The sequence below is a fragment of the Clostridium sp. MT-14 genome, from assembly GCF_042436595.1.
Taxonomy (GTDB): Bacteria; Bacillota; Clostridia; order Clostridiales; family Clostridiaceae; genus Clostridium_B; species Clostridium_B aromativorans.
In genome coordinates, this window is sequence record NZ_JBHMIY010000008.1 from 67,981 (window position 1) to 85,270 (window position 17,290).

A 17,290-nucleotide genomic window follows, 5' to 3' on the forward strand; every position below is an offset into this window, starting at 1 on the left:
AGCCGTGGATAAAAATAAGATAAAGGTATTTGCCATATGGGCCAGAGAGAATTTAATAGAGGCAGTTAGTGAAAAAGCCAACCTGATAGGTGTAGGCGGGCAGAAAATAGACACTGCAGTGGAAATCCAGGGCGGATTCAAATTAAATGGAAGTGGAGATATATTCAAGCTTCCGAAGAATCAGAGAGATGCCCTTGTAGGGCAGGTAAGGAAAAGGGGGTTTAAGCCAGTTATGGAGGAAGCCGCCTATACCTGGTTTAACAGATTTATGGCACTTAGATATATGGAAGTTAACAATTATCTTCCCCTTGGTGTGAGAATACTTTCTTCAATAGAGGGAAAAAATGAACCGGATGTACTTTTTAGAATTTCAGAGACAATAGAGGAATTAAAACTTGATGGAGACAGTGTATATGGGCTTCTGGACAGTGGAAAAGCTGAAGATAGAGAAGAAGCTTATAAATACATATTGATAAAACAGTGCAGTGAACTTGGCAGTATAATGCCCCAGATGTTTGAGAAAATAAGTGATTATACGGAGCTGCTCTTTCCGGCACATCTTCTTGATAAGGGTTCCGTGATAGGGAAGATGGTGGAGGAGATACCGGAAGATGACTGGAAAGAGGGAGTGGAAATAATAGGATGGATGTACCAGTACTATATATCCGAGAAGAAGGATAAGGTGTTTGCAGCACTTAAGAAAAATGTAAAAATAACAAAAGAGAATATACCTGCCGCAACACAGCTTTTTACTCCTGACTGGATAGTTAAATACATGGTTGAGAATTCACTGGGAAGGCTGTGGCTTGAGGGTCACCCGGATGCAGAACTGCAGGGAAAATGGAAGTATTATATTGAAGAAACCGGGCAGGAGCCAGAAGTTGAGGAAGAACTGGAGAGTATAAGAGAACAATACGGCAAATTCAGACCTGAGGATATAAAAGTGCTGGATCCATGTATGGGCTCGGGACATATACTGGTTTATGCCTTTGAAGTATTCTATGAAATATACAAGAGGGAAGGGTATTTGGAGAGGAAAATACCAAGGCTTATACTTGAAAACAATCTGTACGGGCTGGATATAGACGAGAGGGCAGTACAGCTGGCTTCATTTACACTTATAATGAAGGCAAGACAATACAACAGGAGGCTGTTTAGGGATATAGAGAAAAATGGACTGGAACTCAATCTGTGCTCTATACAGGAAAGTAATGAGTTTTTAGATGGAACTGGCAGAGAAGCAGTGGAGTACTTCTGCAATTCACAATCCACAGGACACAGTGTACAGTTAAAGGAGGATGTTAAGTATTTAATTGAAACCTTTAAAGATGCCGGGGAGTATGGTTCCATAATTGAAGTTGAAAAGGTTGATTTTGAATTATTAGAGCAGAGACTTGAGGAGATAGCCGGGGAAGATAATCTGATGTTTGCAGATTATAAAAGCATACTTTTAGACAGGATGGGAGCGTTGGTGAAGCAGGCTGAGATAATGGGCAGGAAATATGAAATCTGTGCTACTAATCCGCCCTATTTAGGAAGAAAAGGTATGAATAGCAATCTAAAAATATACCTGGAAGACAAATTCAATGATTCAAAATATGATTTGTTCTCTGTATTTATGGAAAAATTGAGTTCATTTTCAGGTGATAATTGTATATATGCCGTGATCAGTCAGCATTCGTGGATGTTTCTATCATCCTATTATAAATTGAGAGAAAAGATGCTGGATAATGAAGTTACAATAAACATGCTGCATTTAGGTGCTAGAACATTTGATGAAATAGCCGGGGAGGTTGTACAATCTACTGCTTTTGTTCAGAGAAAGTTTGCCAACAGCAAATATAAAGGTAGATACATTAGATTAGTGAATATGTCATCCAGGAAAAAAGAAGTAAAAACGATAAGTATTATAAAAAGTGGTTTTGGAATATATGATTGCAGTGAAAGTGTATTCAAATGTTTACCCGGTTGTCCAATAGCGTATTGGATTAGTGATAATATGAAAAGGTTGTTTGAGAATACAGCACCTTTGGGTAATATTGCAGAGCCAAAACAGGGAATGGCAACAGCAGACAATAACAGATTTACAAGGTTATGGTTTGAGGTAAACAGAGATTCTATGGGTATAAGATATAAAAATGCAAGTACTGCAGAAAAGAGTTCGAAGAAGTGGTTCCCATATAATAAGGGAGGAGATTTTAGAAAGTGGTATGGTAATAATGAATTTGTCGTCAACTGGAAGCACAATGGATATGAAATTAAAAACTATAAATCATCAGTAATAAGAAATGAAGATTTTTATTTTAAAAAGGGAGTAACCTGGTCTCTAATTAGTACTTTTAATTTTGCAGCAAGATTAAGTCAGCAAGGTTTTTTGTTTGATGTAGGAGGCTCCTCAATATTTCCTAAAGAAACTTTTCTTGAATATGTCTTGGCATTGATGAATTCGAAAATTACCTATGAGGTTTTAAAGATAATAGCACCTACAATTAATTTTCAGGTTGGAGATATTAAGAAAATACCATTGATTTTACATGACAATAGTGACATCAAAAGAGACATTATGGAATTAACCAGAAACAATATAGAAATTTCAAAGAATGACTGGGATTCTTTTGAAACGTCCTGGGATTTTAAAATTCACCCACTTTTACTGGCCGATAGCGGAAAGCTCACGGCAGGCAACGGGAATAGGAGAAGTACTAATAACTATCCGCTTAAAACCACCCGCTTATCCGATGCTTTTGATATATGGAAGTCCTTTGCAGACAGGCAGTTTCAGCAGTTAAAGCATAATGAAGAAGAGCTTAACGGGATATTCATCCGTATCTATGGGCTTCAGGAGGAGATTGTACCTGAAGAGGAGGATAGGGATGTTACTGTCAGAAAGGCGGACAGAGAGAGGGACATAAAATCATTTATATCCTATGCTGTAGGATGCATGTTCGGCAGGTACTCCGTTGATGTAGAAGGTCTTATATATGCGGGAGGTGAGTTCAGTTCTCATTTTAGGGTGGGCAATTCACAGCCTGGAGGAGAAACCTGGCAGGTTAGAAAAATAGAGAGAGACAATGACGGAAATTTCATATCGGACTTTTGGACAGATGCCACCTTTGCTCCTGACAGGGACAATGTCATTCCCATTACGGAAGATGAGTATTTTGAAGATGACATAGTTTCAAAATTTATCAAATTTGTGAAGATTGTGTACGGGGAAGACACTTTGGAGGAAAATCTGGATTTTATAGCCGATTCCATAGGGAGGAAATCTTCTGAAACGGCAAGGCAGTCGCTTAGGAGATATTTTGTCGGAGAATTTTACAGTGATCATGTAAAGAACTATAAGAAGAGACCTATTTACTGGCTCTTCGATTCCGGGAAAAGCAACGGATTCAAGGCGCTTATTTATATGCACAGGTACAGCGATCAGACTGTAGCTAAAGTCAGGATGGATTATCTGCACGTGCTTCAGAGAAAATATGGGACTGAAATTGAGAGACAGAGGCTTATAGTTGATTCGGAAGATTATTCATCAAGAGAGAGAAATTCTGCTAAGAAGAAAATATATAGGATAAAGAAGCAGATGGAAGAGTGCAGGGAATATGACCGGGCTGCGGCGCACCTGGCAAATAAGAGAATACGAATTGATCTAGATGAAGGAGTTAAAGCAAACTATGCCAGATTTCAGGGAGTTGAAGTCATTGATTCCAGCGGGAAAAAAGTTGAAATGAATTTGCTGGCCAAAATATAATGTTGATTTCAGTGAATATTTTATATTGATTCCGGAAGATAAAAATATTGAATATATATTCAGAATGATACTAGCTTAGTGCATTGATTAAGCTAGTTTTTTATGTTTACAATCAAAGTACAAAATCTGATGTCAGAAAATCTATCATGGCTTCGTATTAAATTATGAAAGCTTCTTAAGGAGGAAAAATGTGAATATAGATGAAAATAATTTTGTGGAACAAATAAAAGAGAAAAATTCAAAAGCATTGGAATTTGCAGTGGACAAATATAGCAATCTGGTTTTTAAGGTGGTGCGGACAGTGCTGAATTCCAAATTTCAGCTTCAACACTCAGAAGAATGTGTTAATGATGTATTCTGGGCTGTTTGGAACAATATATGGAGTTTTGATCCGGAAAAGGGGAAATTTAAATACTGGATAACTGCTATAGCAAAGTATAAGGCTATAGATTATAAAAGAAAACTTTTCAATGAAAGTACAAACGATAGTGTAGATAACTACGATTTCCAATGTGATATTAATACGGAACATACAATAATATCAAAAGAGAATAGAAAAGAGATTTTGAGAGCAATAAATGATATGAAAGATCTGGATAAGCAAATATTTATAAGAAGGTATTTTTTATGCGAAAATATAGAAAATATAGCAGAAAGCTATGGATTAAATAAAAGAATTAACAGAAAGAGAAATTTTAAATTTCTAAAATGTGCTTCAATTGCGGCAGCTATTAGTTTAATCAGCATTACAGGTATAGGCATGGTTTCTCCTGCTTTTGCCGAAAATATTCCAATTTTAAATTCTATAATTCAAACTCTAAATGATAGATTGGGTTCTCATGGAAACTATTCTAAATATTCTCAGCTCATAAATAAAAGTGTTACAAGCAATGGAGTAACTCTTACCATAAATGAGGCCATGACCGATGGTTCAAAATTGATTATAGGTTATACTGTAAAAAGCAATAAAAAAATTGAAGGCCTGGAATCTTCAAGTCTATCTAGGTTTTTAAAAATAAATGGAAAATATATAGATGGTTCTACTGGCTCTGCCTCTGGAAATTATATTAACAGCTGCACTTACGTGGGAACTGAAGAAATTCATACTGATTTATTCAAGAATTCTTCTAATTTCAATGTGGATTTAAATATTGATGAACTATCCAATATAAGAGGTAAATGGAATTTTGAATTCAGTATATCTAAGGATGAACTGGTTAAGAATAGCCGTATATTTAAACCAGATAAGAAAATCGATTTGCCAGACAGCACTGCAAATATAGACAAAATAGTATTTTCCCCTATAGATACCTCTATTTTTGTAAGTGGAAATGTTAAAACAAAAAAATATATATCTGATTCATCCAATAATTCTTATAACAATGTATTCAACTACAATTACTGGATTGTTTTTGATGATAATGGAGTACAGCTTCTGCCTAAAGGCGGTGGTATTACTGGTGATTTTCCAGGGACTTTCTCTGCCGAGATGAATTATATGAGCGTAAAACGTATCCCGAAATATTTGACTGTTATTCCCTGCAATATTTATTCTACAGGTGCAGGAGGAACATATACAGACAAGAATGGTAAAAAAGTTTCATATAAGATGAAGGGGAATAAACCTGAAGAAATATACAGAGTCATAGATGGAAAATATCCCATAGAACTTCCCCAGGGCAGGATGGGTAAACTCATAATAAATGAAATTAAAACTGAAAGCAATTCAACTACAATTAGATTTACAGCCGTTGGAAAGGCTCCCTATTTTCAGGCAACCAACCTCTTTGTAAAAGACAATTCTGGAAAAGATCTCGCTCCTAAGAGGTATATTGACAGATTGGATGATAAACATCCCAATGAATTTACAATAGTATTTCCAGCACTGGATTCCAATAAGAAATATACTTTAAAAACGACTGATCTCAGCAATTTTGAGTTCAGAGAAGATCTAAAATTTAGAATAGATTTAAATGAGTGATTTAAGTCTGCATTCTGAGGTATCCATATGTTATTGCTGCCTCGCCGAGCAGCAATAACATGTGAAATTTTAAATTAAATATATTTATGGACAAAGCTATGAAGTATGCCTAAAATCTGTCAAACTCTTTATTATGGATTTTTCTTGTATTTTAGTAATTGTACCTTTGCTTACTAAAGTATCCAATCTATTCCTGAAAAATTCAGTCATATTTTTTATGTGTTCTTTTCTACAGGAAATAAATAAATTTTGTACAGCATTTTTTTGCTCTTTATTTAAAGTTCCCTTAGTTACTAATTCATTCAACCCATTGTTAAAATAATTTTTGAAATTTTTTCCCTGTTTTCTGGAAGAGGAAAATAACTTTTGTATGGCTGATTTTTGCTTCTTGGTTATCGTACCATTTTTAACTAGAACATCTAATTTATTTTTAGAGCATTTATGTTTCTCTTTCATAAATTTTCGGAAATCATCATGTTTTATTGAATTCAGTACTATGTTTTCCTGATCTTTTGTTATTATACCATCTTTTACTAGTTTATCAAGACGAAATTTATAATCAGGATGTTTATGATTTTTATTGCTTTTCAAAACGGTCTGACTTGTTATGGGTACATTGTCGGGTGACAGGGCATGAACCATTACAGGGCTGATATTTAACAAAATTAAAGTAATTAACCCGGCAATTATTTTAGTAGTTCTTTTTGGCATTTTATCTACCTCCTCAAATTAAGTGATTGTTAGATTTAGGTGGAGCTTTCTCATGAAAATTACTGTTCAGAATGAGTATCCCTTCCACAAATCTGATATCCCTTTTTACTGCTGTAAACTTTCCAGCGTGTTTTTGATTCAAAGTCACTGTTACCTATAGGCTGAGTATTTTTACCTTTTTTTTGTTTTATATCCTTAGTTTTATCATGTATTGATTTTGACATAAAGACACCTCCATTCATTAACATAGCTTTTACTTAAGGGAGTTTTTTATTCGAAATTTCATGAAATGATCTGTAGGGTGTAAAAAATTAGTAGTAGAAAAAAATATCAAAAAAATTAGATGAAGAAGAAAATGACATGTGATGTCTATGATATAATTTAAAGGTAAAACCCGTTGATATTTTTCTAATATGAAATAAATACAGTATATACAATAGAAATGCTACTTTTATATAGTTGAAAACGTTACTGAATAAAATTAAAGGAGAGAGAGTACATGGCAGCTGATGAATTTGATGTATTTTTATTTGATCTAGATGGAGTTATCTATATAGAAGGCAATCCTCTTCCAGGGGCAGTAGAATGCCTTGAACTTCTTCGAAGAAATAGAAAAGCGATTAGATTTTTAACAAATAACCCCTGCACAACGCGGGAAAAAATGGTGAAACGTTTAAATAAAATTGGCATAGAGGCACATAGTGAAGAAGTAATTACAGCAAGTTGGGTTACAGCTCAATACTTGAAGAAGAAAAATATAAAGACTGTATTTGTCCTTGGAGATGAAAATTCAAAGTGGGAGTGTAAACAAGCCGGAATTTTAATTGATGATACGATGAGTGCAGAAGCAGTTGTAGTGGGCTGGGATGATAAATTGCGTCTTCGTGATATTAAAAAAGCAGTGCAATTAATTGATAATGGTGCAAAATTTATTGGGACAAACAATGATAGAAATTTTCCAGGTACAGAAGGCCTTTTACCGGCAGTTGGGGCAATTGTGAAAGCAGTTGAGGTAGCATCAGAAAAAAAGCCTGTAATTATAGGAAAACCCTATCCCTATATGTTTAAGAAAGCTCTTGAGGATTTAAAAGTACCTTCTAGGGCAGTAATGATAGGTGACAATTCATATAGCGATATCTTAGGAGCACATCAGATGGGAATACAAGCCATTCTAGTATCGAATAAAAAGACAAATAGCTTTCCATCTGCCAGGGATTTTCGTAATCCCGATGCTGTTATTTCAAATTTAAAGGGATTATTTGATGATAATTTAGCTGTGAAAAAGTGGGCTTCACCTTCTTTTCCCTGGCCTAATGATGGTGTTAAAGCAGGAGTTGCAGGCATCATATTTGACAGGCATAAAAAAGTTCTTCTGATGAAACGTGTGGATAATGGATTGTGGGGTATTCCTTCAGGACATGTTGAACCTGGAGAAACCGTAGAAGAAGCAATTATCAGAGAAATTATGGAGGAAACCGGTTTGAAAGTTAAGGTCAATAGATTAATTGGAGTTTATTCAAACCCCCTTTCACAAGTTTTTTCATATCCAAGTGGCAAGATAGACCATTTTATTACAACCTGTTTTGAATGTGAAGTTGTGGGGGGCAATTTAATTAAAAGTGGAGAAGAAACATTGGATGTAGATTATTTTGATTTTGACCGTTTACCAAAAAATCTTTTGCCCATGCACCCAATGTGGCTTAAAGATGCCCTGCAGAAAGAAAAAGTTTCATATATACGTTAGAATTTTTTATAATTGAATATGCCTGATCAATTATTTCCAAAATAAAAAATTGGTCCATTAGTTCTTGGTATATGTATAAAAAAGTTGAGAAACAATAATTCTCAACTTTTTTTATATATAAAGATATATTTGTTTTTATTAGTATAAGAAATAGCTTTATCAAATAGACAGTTTTATAATTTATATTTTAATTATTAACGATTTCAATAATAAAATAATCATTAAATTGATATTTAATAACAAATTTGATTAAATTATTGACAAATTGATAAATAGCTTTATAATATAAATTAATACCATATTCACTGTGAGTTAATTAACTACAGGTTAAATTATTATAATTATAATACCACAAAAAAACTAATTTAGGCACAATGTTATAAGTAATCAAATATTGAAATTATTAAAACAGGAGGAGGACAAATATGAGTAACAGAGAAACTAAAGATGATTATTCTCTAGAGCGTGTTCCAAAAACTGCAAAACAAAATTTTTGGCAGGTAACTGTAGTCAGATTAGGGGGCTTTGCTTGTGTATCACAGTTAATGCTTGGTGCATCATTGGGATATGGCATGACATTTAACAAAGCACTATTGTCAGTTTTGCTTGGAAGTGTAATTTTACAAATAGTTGGCGTTGCATTGGGAATTATAGCTGCTAGAGAAGGATTGTCAACAAGCTTATTGTCAAAGTGGTCAGGTTTTGGGAATTTAGGCTCTACAATAGTTGGATTGATTATAGCTATAGGATGTATAGGATGGTTTGGAGTACAAAATTCTGTATGTGCGGAAGGAATGTTTAATGCTACTAAGATTTTTAATGCTCAAATATGGGCAATTATTACCGGCCTTTCAATTGTTGCCATAGTAGTTTATGGATTTAAAATGTTGAGTTATACTGCTAATATTGCGCTTCCGTTATTTTTACTGGCTGTAGGAATAGCAACAGTTAAAATGTTAAGCAACACAAATATATCAACACTTTTAACTTCAACGCAGCCTGGTCCTTCTATGTCACTTTCAGTTGGAACTACTATGGTGGCAGGTGGTTTTATTGTTGGAGCAGTTATGACCCCTGATATATGTCGATTCCTTTCAAATAGTAAACAAGTATTCTGGATGATACTAATTAGCACATTTGTTGGAGAACTTAGTATGTGCATGATTGCAGTTCTAATGGCTCATGTTGTTAAATCCAGTGACATAATGACAATAATGTATTCTTTATCTGGATGGTTAGGTGTTGCAATTGTAATTTTCTCAACTGTAAAAATAAATGATATAAATTTATACTCTTCAAGTTTGGGCTTGACTACTGTACTTAGCACCATATTTAAGAAAAAATTTAATAGAAGTACTATAACTGTAGTAATTGGCATATTTGGTACTTTGTTATCTGCCATTGGAATAATGAATTATTTTGTCGCCTATCTGACATTTTTAGGTGTATTTGTACCTCCAATTGCAGGAATTATGGTAGTGGATTACTTTATATTAAAAAGGGATAGAACTGTTTTGGATGAAGCGAGACAAAATGGAAATTTGCCTGATTCTTGTGAATCATGGAATCCAATAACAATAATATCATGGCTATGTGCATTTATGGTAGGGTATTTTGTTAAGCAGGGAATTTCATCCTTAAATTCTATCATCACAGCTGTGGTAACATACTATGTTTTAATGAAAATTTATGCTGCTTTCAAAGGCCAGACTAATGCTAAATTTGCTCAGACAGATAAGTATATTGGTTAAATATTGAAATATATGCCGCAAGTCAGTAATTCTGGTTTGAAATTAGTGAAACGAAAGGAATGATTATACAAATATGAAAATCAAATATATAAGTCCTATTACAGATGAAGATTTCGAAAAAAAATCTATTGCTGAAGCACAAGGCTTTGCATCTTCTAAAGTACAAATTGATGTTGAAAGGGTTCCCTATGGAACAGAGTCAATTGAATGCTCTTTTGATGAAGCATTAGCTGCGCCTGGTATTATTAAAGTTGGATTGGACGCCGCTAAACAAGGGTATGATGGTATATTTGTCAGTTGTATGGGAGATCCTGGATTGGATGCATTACGTGAGCTGGTTGATATTCCTGTAGTTGGTCCATGTAGAACATCTATGTTATGTGCTGCAGATCTTTCAACTAGGTTTTCAGTAATTACTGTTACAGATGGTGTTGTTCCCATTATTGAGAGAATAGCTTATGATGCAGGAGTTGCAGCAAAGCTTGCATCAGTTAAGGCTGTTAACATTCCAGTTTTAGAATTAGGTGAGAAAGATCGCCTAATACAATCTTTATTTAAATTGGCAATTGAAGCTATAGAAAAATATAATGCACAACTTTTAATACTGGGCTGTACCGGTATGATAGGGGTTAGTGAAAAGTTAATGGGGTTATTGCATGATAAAAGATATGATGTACCTGTAATATATCCAGTATCTGTGTCGGTTAGATATCTGGAATCTTTAGTATTGCTCGGCTTAAGTCATAGCAGAATGTCATATCCGAGATCTCCAAAAAAATCACGTAGTATATGGAATATCCTAAATAAATAGCAATATTCGGATAAAAATATCTAGGAGGGAAAATATGGCGGATAGTACATTATTAAATATTATGAAAAAAAGGAGAAGCATCAGAGCATTCTCCAAAAAGGCTATTGCCAGATCTGAAGTTATGAAATTGCTTGAAGGGGCTGTTACAGCTCCCTCTGGCAGTAACATTCAGTCATGGCTGTTTGGAATTATGGATGATATAAAACAATTAAATAAGATCTTTCCTTTTAGCCCGGGATTAATTGGAAAACCACCATGTATAATCGTAGTTTGTTCTAATAGAAAGCTAGCATATGATAGGGGAGGAAAATTGGGAAGTGATGAGATGGCAATAATGGATGTTTCTATGGCATCGGAAAATATTATTCTTCTAGCCACAGAGAGAGGATGGGGAACATGCCCAGTCAAGTCTTTTAATGGTGAGGCGGTTAGAAAAATATTAAAACTTCCTGATTATATATCACCAGACTTGATAATAAGTATTGGATATCCTCAAAATGAGCCTAAATCGCCTCCCAAAAAAAAGTTAGAAGATGTTGTTTTCTATAACAAGTGGGAGGAAAAAATATGAGTGAAAAGCTGATTCAATTACTTGCTTATATTGTTTCAAGTGCAGTTGGGTGTATAGATGAACCTAAAATATATGGCTCACTTAGACTTATTGATACGGCTCAAAAGATAATTGAACTATTTGATGAATTGGATCTTGTCAAGGATAAAAAATTAGTTGAAATAGCCAACATTATAAATAGAGAAAAATTGTTGTGTATGAGTGACAATACAGCATTTGAACAGATGCTTAATGATGTATCAAATAAATTAGTTCAATTGATAGATGAAAGGGAGTAAAGGTATGAGAAAAATAGGCGTCAAGGAAATTGAAGATATAGCGGCAGGAGCTGCAGTGTATGGTACAGGAGGCGGTGGAGACCCATATGTTGGTAAACTTATGGCTATCGATGCCATTAAGACTCATGGAGAAGTCACAATGCTTGATGTAGATGAAGTGCCAGATGATGCAATTGTTGTACCAACTAATATGATGGGAGCGCCAACTATTTTAATTGAGAAAATTCCTAATGGCAAAGAAGCCATAAATGCTTTTTCACTTTTAAAAGATTATCTTGGCAAAGAAATTTTTGCTACAATACCATTTGAGGCGGGGGGACTCAATTCTATGATACCTTTTGCAGTAGCAGCAACATTGGGAATGCCCATTGTGGATGGAGACGGGATGGGAAGGGCTTTTCCGGAAATTCAAATGGTAACTTTTAGCCTTGGCGGAGTAAAATCAACTCCTCTGGTAGTGTGTGATGAAAAGGGAAATGCCACAATGTTTAATACTGTAAGCAATAAGTGGAGTGAAACTTTAGCTAGGGCTGTAACTGTAGCATCGGGTGGATCGACAATGATGGCAAGCTACACTATGACTGGATCTCAAGTTAAAAAAACTTCAATTAGGGGAATTGTAACTAAAACTGAAGAAGTTGGACGTGCAATAAGAATAGCAAAAAATAAAAATACAAATCCTGTTGATGCAGTGCTTAAGGTAAGTGGAGGATTTGAATTATTCAAAGGCAAGGTATGTGACATATTGAGAAAAACAGACGGTGGATTTGTACGTGGAGAAAGTAAAATGACGGGCATCGACGAGTATAAGGGGAAATCCATTAAAATAGAGTTCCAAAATGAAAATTTAATAGTACAAACTAATGAGGGAGAAATACTGGCTACGGCTCCAGATCTTATTGTGGTACTTGATATTGAAACAGGACATGCTATAACAACAGAAACTCTTAGATATGGAAATAGAGGAATAGTAATTTGTATACCTTGCGATGAAAAATGGAGGACCAAAGATGGAATTAAGACTGTAGGGCCAAGATATTTTGGTTACGATGTAGACTATGTTCCTATTGAGCAGAGAATTAAAAGCAGAATGGGGGAATTTTAAAATGAAGTATAGAATTGGTATAGATGTTGGTGGAACTAATACAGATGCAGTAATTCTTGATGAAAATCTGACACCTGTGGTAAAAACAAAAACCCCAACTACTTTGGATGTAAGTTCAGGGATATATAAGGCACTTTTGGAAGTTTTGAAAATGAGTAGTGTACCGAGAGAAGATATAAAATATGCCATGCTTGGAACTACGCACTGTACCAATGCAATTGTCGAACGCAAAAGATTGAATAAGGTTGGTATCATAAGAATTGGATACCCTGCTACAACTGCAATAAAACCAATGACAGGATGGCCTGAGGAGCTTAAAGAAGCGATAGGTAACTTTAGCTACATAGTTAAAGGTGGATTTGAATTTAATGGAAATGAAATTTCAACACTTGATAAAAAATACTTGAGAAAAATAGCCAGTGAAATAAAGGGAAAAGTTAATTCTATAGAAATTACGTCTGTATTTTCACCTGTGTCAAATCAGCATGAAATTAAGGCAGCAGAAATTTTTAAAGAAGAAATGCCGGATGTACCAGTGTCACTGTCATCCGAAATAGGCAGTATAGGATTTTTAGAACGTGAAAATGCAAATATATTGAATGCATCATTAGTTGATGTGGCAAAAACTACAGTGAAAGGATTCATAAAAGCACTTAAAAATGAAAATATAGATTGTCAAGTTTATATTGGACAAAATGATGGTACACTTATGTCAGTAGATTATGCCATGAAATACCCTATATTTACTATTGCTTGTGGACCGACTAATAGTCTTAGGGGAGCTTCTTATCTTGCAAAACAAAAAAATGCACTAGTTGTTGATGTAGGAGGTACGACTACAGATATTGGCGTACTTGTAAATGGATTTCCAAGAGAATCTTCTACTGCAGTTGAAATAGGTGGTGTAAGGACAAATTTCCGTATGCCGGATCTTGTATCTATAGGTCTCGGTGGAGGAACTGTTATACGAAAAAGTGGTAATAAAGTTTCAATTGGACCTGATAGCGTTGGATATAAACTTACAGAAAAGGCCATGTGTTTCGGGGGAGATACACTTACTGCTTCGGATATAGCAACTTTACTTGGAGTGGCTAAAATAGGTCATGATAAAAAAATAAATGGTGTTCACTTAAATATGGCAGAAGAAGTATATAAAAGGATGATAATTATGGCAGAATCAGCAATTGATAGGATAAAAACAAATGCAAATGATATGAAGGTTGTATTGGTAGGAGGAGGAAGTGTACTTCTTCCAGATAAATTATCAGGGGCATCAGAAGTTATAAGACCTGATTATTTTGATGTGGCGAACGCCATTGGGGCAGCAATAGCTCAAATAAGTGGACAAGTTGAGAAAATATTTATATTGGATAAAATTGGACGTGAAGAGGCTATTAAGGAAGCCAAAAATATGGCGATTGAACAGGCAATTAAAGCAGGGGCTGATCCTGAATCTATAGAAATTGTAGATATTGATGACGTACCGCTGGCATATATTCCGGGAAATGCAACTAGAATAAGAGTAAAAGCAGCAGGAAATCTTCTGAAATAAATACAGGGGAATTCCGCAAATAATTTAAATTAATTTCCAGCAGCAATTATATGCAACTACAATCCAGTTACGTATAATTGTTGTAACTGGATTTACCCACGTGATTTCCTTTTATTTCCTGACAATGTGACGAGAGATTGCTGTATTGATATATTTTTTGTATGTGACAGTACAACAGGAGATACTATGTATTATTGGTATCGTTTAGCCTTTTTATAGAAAATAATCATTTTTTGTATAACTTAAATTAACAGATATTTCTTCTCCACAATTTAAAATATTATGAGGTGTATTTTTCTTTATTAATATACTGTCACCTTCTTCAAGTTCATATACAGAATCTCCTGCATAAACTTTTACTTTTCCTTTTAGTACAATAATACTTTCATCAGCCTTATGAGTAATCATTTTTTCAGAACTCCAGCAACCTAAATCTAATTTGTAATATAGCCCAATTATTTCAGGTTTAACTTTTGAATCCATTGAATTTGGCGTTAACAATTCATATTCTGCAGTGATTCCTGGTAATACTAGTTTATCTCTGCTATTTTTATGTATAACAACGCATCTATTATCAGTGCTATTTTCACTGGAATGTATATTGTTATCTTCCATAAAGAAAAATATTATAGGAACTTCAAGACATTCAGCAATTTTCCTTAAAGAATTAAGTGAGGGCTTTTTTAATCCTCTTTCTAATTGTGAAAGAAAGCTTGCTGTATATCCTGTCATTTGACACATATCAGCTAGTGTATATCCTTTTTTTAATCTAAGCTTTTTAAATATTTCCGGATTCAAAGCATAACTCCCCTTTTAATTAATATTTTACAGCTGCCCTTTTATAAGTGTATACTTTCCTATTAAAAAAATCAATAAACTTATGCTTTGTAAAAATTTTAATGATGTAATGAGTGCAATTAAAGATAAAAAATTAGGTATTATTTTATCTTTTGAGGGGGTAGAGCCTTTATACAATGATCTTGATCTTTTAAAAATTTTCTACAAACTCGGCGTAAGAGGGTTAGGACTTACCTGGAGTAGAAGAAATTATGCAGCAGATGGGTGTCACTATACAGACGTTCCTGAAGGCCGTAAAGGAGGTTTGACCGATTTTGGATTTAACCTTATAAAGGAAGCAGAAAAATTAGGGATGCTTATAGACGTAAGCCATTTGAATGATGAAGGATTTGATGATGTACTTAAATTTACAAAAAATCCATTTATCGCATCACATTCTAATAGTAGAGCTTTATCTAATATAAAAAGAAACCTTACAGATTTTCAAATAAAGGCGATTGCAAACAGAGGTGGCATAATATGTGTTAATGCATCCAGTATTATGGTAGCCGATAATGATGAAGATTCAAATGCTGAATATTTAGCAAAACACATTGATTATATTGTTAATTTGGCAGGGATAGATCATGTTGGTTTCGGATTTGATTTCTGCGATCGTTTTGAAGAAAGTGGACAAATATATAGCAACTCTAGAATATCATTTGATGTTATAAAAGGGCATGGAGAAGCAAATAAGGTATTAAAAATACTTTCAAATCGTGGTTACAACAGTAAAGATATTGAGAAAATAGGTTGTGAAAATTATCTTCGGGTGTTAGATAATGTCATAAATAAGTAGATTGACATCAACTTATTACTCCAATATTTCATTTATAATTCTTCCGTCTGCATCTTTTAACTCAATTCCAAGCAATTTTGCCATAGTTGGTCCTTCATCAACCAAATTCATATCATCTACAACTACACCTCTTTTTACTCCTCTGCCGCTTGCCATAAAGACGGTTGTATAGTCTTTTCTGTATGGCGAGTACCCGTGGGTGGCTCTTGTGATATTATGTGAGCTGCTCACATCTTCCGGTTTTATATATTTTATTATGTCTCCCACCGTGTCATCAAGAAAATAAAATCCCTTTTTTGCTTCAACCATAAAAGCACAATTTGGATCAGCGCCTAATTTCATTACAATATCTTTTTTGTATATTTCTTCGATACATTGATTTTCTTTATTGAAATTTTCTATAAGAGAATAGAGTTTGTCTATCAACAATTTATCGTCTTTGTTCTTTAAATATATATAGGCACAGCCATCACAATTTTTTGATATTGCCCTGTAGTTTTTAATTTTCCCTCTTTCGTCTACATCAATATATCCATTGTTTTTCAATAATACATTGAGTTCTATAATTTTATCCTCATCCATGCTGCTGTGATCACCTAAAATTATAATTGTGCTGTCGTTATACATATCATTTTCTTTCAAGGTTATAATTATTTCACCTAACCTTTTGTCATGCCTTAGAAGTGCGGCATTTGCTTCTTCAGAATAAAATCCACTGCAGTGGCGCATAGAATCCAAATCGGAATAGTGGACAAATGTTATATCAGATTTCTTGTTTTTTATAGTATATAGAAGTGATTCATGGGTAAAATTATCTAATTCAGGTTCCTTCATACCATCTCTCAAATAACCAAATTTCTGATTTAGTTGAAATTCAAATAAAGGGTTTCCATTCAATAAAGATACTATAGTTTGATTTTGCCAGGACCTATTGGGAAAAATCTCCGGCATGTTGTATTGTATTCTGGATTTTGCTGTGATAGGCCATAACAAGGCTGCTACTGTCATTCCCCTGTCTATTGCAAGATCATAAATTGTGTCTCCTTTTATATATTGTCTGTCCCAGTACCAGTCCGGTGATTTTCTATTAGGCTGTAATAAGGTATTGTTTACTATTCCGTGATTTTTGGGATACTTTCCCGTGACAATGCTGGCATGGGCAGGATATGTTAGGGAGGGGTAAACACTGTATACTTTTTTACAATAGGAAGCTTCGGCAAGAAATTTTTTAAAGTTAGGTAAAGAAGAGATGTATTTAAAATCTAAAGTGGCAAGTCCGTCAAAAGATATTATATATAAATATTTTGTAAGCTTTTCCATTTGAAATTTCCCCCTGATAATAGTGATTTTTAAATAATTACAACAATATTTTTAATATACCACTTGTAGATTATGATTA

14 protein-coding genes are annotated in these 17,290 nt (G+C 34.1%); 10 read left to right on the forward strand and 4 right to left on the reverse strand.

Annotation, left to right across the window (positions count from 1 at the left end; genetic code table 11):
- The first annotated feature begins 4 nt into the window (after nt 1–4).
- Complete coding sequence (gene pglX, locus ACFHWD_RS08005) at nt 5–3,751, forward strand: BREX-1 system adenine-specific DNA-methyltransferase PglX (RefSeq protein WP_378061317.1); 3,747 nt, start codon at nt 5–7, stop codon at nt 3,749–3,751.
- A gap of 190 nt (nt 3,752–3,941) precedes the next feature.
- On the forward strand, nt 3,942–5,732 hold the full coding sequence (locus ACFHWD_RS08010; RefSeq protein ID WP_378061319.1) for a sigma-70 family RNA polymerase sigma factor: 1,791 nt from the start codon (nt 3,942–3,944) through the stop codon (nt 5,730–5,732).
- Nucleotides 5,733–5,828: 96 nt separating this feature from the next.
- Here the strand turns inward: ACFHWD_RS08010 and ACFHWD_RS08015 are convergent, their stop codons facing one another.
- Nucleotides 5,829–6,443: a hypothetical protein gene (locus tag ACFHWD_RS08015; RefSeq protein WP_150355656.1), complete on the reverse strand. Its 615-nt coding sequence runs from the start codon at nt 6,441–6,443 to the stop codon at nt 5,829–5,831.
- 59 nt (nt 6,444–6,502) lie between these two features.
- The gene (locus ACFHWD_RS08020) at nt 6,503–6,667 is read right to left on the reverse strand and encodes a hypothetical protein (RefSeq protein ID WP_179977419.1); all 165 of its coding nucleotides are present in this window, start codon (nt 6,665–6,667) and stop codon (nt 6,503–6,505) included.
- Between the two features lie 275 nt (nt 6,668–6,942).
- Between ACFHWD_RS08020 and ACFHWD_RS08025 the strand changes: the two genes are divergently transcribed.
- The 7 genes from ACFHWD_RS08025 to ACFHWD_RS08055 all read left to right on the forward strand — a co-directional run bounded on the left by ACFHWD_RS08025 (nt 6,943) and on the right by ACFHWD_RS08055 (nt 14,255).
- The gene (locus ACFHWD_RS08025; protein ID WP_378061322.1) at nt 6,943–8,187 is read left to right on the forward strand and encodes an HAD-IIA family hydrolase; all 1,245 of its coding nucleotides are present in this window, start codon (nt 6,943–6,945) and stop codon (nt 8,185–8,187) included.
- A 425-nt stretch (nt 8,188–8,612) separates the two neighbouring features.
- A complete protein-coding gene (locus ACFHWD_RS08030; RefSeq protein ID WP_150358538.1) occupies nt 8,613–9,938 on the forward strand; it encodes a cytosine permease in 1,326 nt (441 codons plus the stop codon).
- A gap of 73 nt (nt 9,939–10,011) precedes the next feature.
- Entirely contained in the window at nt 10,012–10,749 is a 738-nt protein-coding gene (locus ACFHWD_RS08035; protein WP_150358539.1) for an aspartate/glutamate racemase family protein, read from the forward strand.
- Nucleotides 10,750–10,783: 34 nt separating this feature from the next.
- Nucleotides 10,784–11,320 (forward strand): nitroreductase family protein, encoded by a 537-nt coding sequence (locus tag ACFHWD_RS08040; RefSeq protein ID WP_150358540.1) that lies wholly within the window; start codon nt 10,784–10,786, stop codon nt 11,318–11,320.
- On the forward strand, nt 11,317–11,598 hold the full coding sequence (locus ACFHWD_RS08045) for a DUF6092 family protein (RefSeq protein WP_150358541.1): 282 nt from the start codon (nt 11,317–11,319) through the stop codon (nt 11,596–11,598). Before ACFHWD_RS08040 ends, ACFHWD_RS08045 begins: the two co-directional genes overlap by 4 nt.
- Nucleotides 11,599–11,602: 4 nt before the next feature.
- Nucleotides 11,603–12,703: a DUF917 domain-containing protein gene (locus ACFHWD_RS08050; protein WP_150358542.1), complete on the forward strand. Its 1,101-nt coding sequence runs from the start codon at nt 11,603–11,605 to the stop codon at nt 12,701–12,703.
- Between the two features lies 1 nt (nt 12,704).
- Nucleotides 12,705–14,255 carry a hydantoinase/oxoprolinase N-terminal domain-containing protein gene (locus ACFHWD_RS08055; RefSeq protein ID WP_150358543.1) on the forward strand — a complete coding sequence of 517 codons (1,551 nt, stop codon included), beginning with the start codon at nt 12,705–12,707 and terminating at the stop codon, nt 14,253–14,255.
- Between the two features lie 213 nt (nt 14,256–14,468).
- On the opposite strand, the gene ACFHWD_RS08060 is transcribed toward ACFHWD_RS08055, so the two are convergent.
- Nucleotides 14,469–15,053 (reverse strand): helix-turn-helix domain-containing protein, encoded by a 585-nt coding sequence (locus tag ACFHWD_RS08060; protein WP_150358544.1) that lies wholly within the window; start codon nt 15,051–15,053, stop codon nt 14,469–14,471.
- Between the two features lie 82 nt (nt 15,054–15,135).
- Between ACFHWD_RS08060 and ACFHWD_RS08065 the strand changes: the two genes are divergently transcribed.
- Nucleotides 15,136–15,891 carry a dipeptidase gene (locus ACFHWD_RS08065; protein WP_150358545.1) on the forward strand — a complete coding sequence of 252 codons (756 nt, stop codon included), beginning with the start codon at nt 15,136–15,138 and terminating at the stop codon, nt 15,889–15,891.
- Nucleotides 15,892–15,906: 15 nt separating this feature from the next.
- Here the strand turns inward: ACFHWD_RS08065 and ACFHWD_RS08070 are convergent, their stop codons facing one another.
- Nucleotides 15,907–17,211 carry an ectonucleotide pyrophosphatase/phosphodiesterase gene (locus ACFHWD_RS08070; RefSeq protein WP_150358546.1) on the reverse strand — a complete coding sequence of 435 codons (1,305 nt, stop codon included), beginning with the start codon at nt 17,209–17,211 and terminating at the stop codon, nt 15,907–15,909.
- Between the last annotated feature and the right edge of the window lie 79 nt (nt 17,212–17,290).

Excerpts from the sequence above, each read along its gene's own strand:
- ACFHWD_RS08015 (WP_150355656.1), bottom strand. The coding sequence starts at position 6,443 with ATGCCAAAAAGAACTACTAAAATAATTGCCGGGTTAATTACTTTAATT.
- ACFHWD_RS08020 (WP_179977419.1), bottom strand. The coding sequence starts at position 6,667 with ATGTCAAAATCAATACATGATAAAACTAAGGATATAAAACAAAAAAAA.
- ACFHWD_RS08025 (WP_378061322.1), top strand. The coding sequence starts at position 6,943 with ATGGCAGCTGATGAATTTGATGTATTTTTATTTGATCTAGATGGAGTT.
- ACFHWD_RS08030 (WP_150358538.1), top strand. The coding sequence starts at position 8,613 with ATGAGTAACAGAGAAACTAAAGATGATTATTCTCTAGAGCGTGTTCCA.
- ACFHWD_RS08035 (WP_150358539.1), top strand. The coding sequence starts at position 10,012 with ATGAAAATCAAATATATAAGTCCTATTACAGATGAAGATTTCGAAAAA.
- ACFHWD_RS08040 (WP_150358540.1), top strand. The coding sequence starts at position 10,784 with ATGGCGGATAGTACATTATTAAATATTATGAAAAAAAGGAGAAGCATC.
- ACFHWD_RS08045 (WP_150358541.1), top strand. The coding sequence starts at position 11,317 with ATGAGTGAAAAGCTGATTCAATTACTTGCTTATATTGTTTCAAGTGCA.
- ACFHWD_RS08050 (WP_150358542.1), top strand. The coding sequence starts at position 11,603 with ATGAGAAAAATAGGCGTCAAGGAAATTGAAGATATAGCGGCAGGAGCT.
- ACFHWD_RS08055 (WP_150358543.1), top strand. The coding sequence starts at position 12,705 with ATGAAGTATAGAATTGGTATAGATGTTGGTGGAACTAATACAGATGCA.
- ACFHWD_RS08065 (WP_150358545.1), top strand. The coding sequence starts at position 15,136 with ATGCTTTGTAAAAATTTTAATGATGTAATGAGTGCAATTAAAGATAAA.
- ACFHWD_RS08070 (WP_150358546.1), bottom strand. The coding sequence starts at position 17,211 with ATGGAAAAGCTTACAAAATATTTATATATAATATCTTTTGACGGACTT.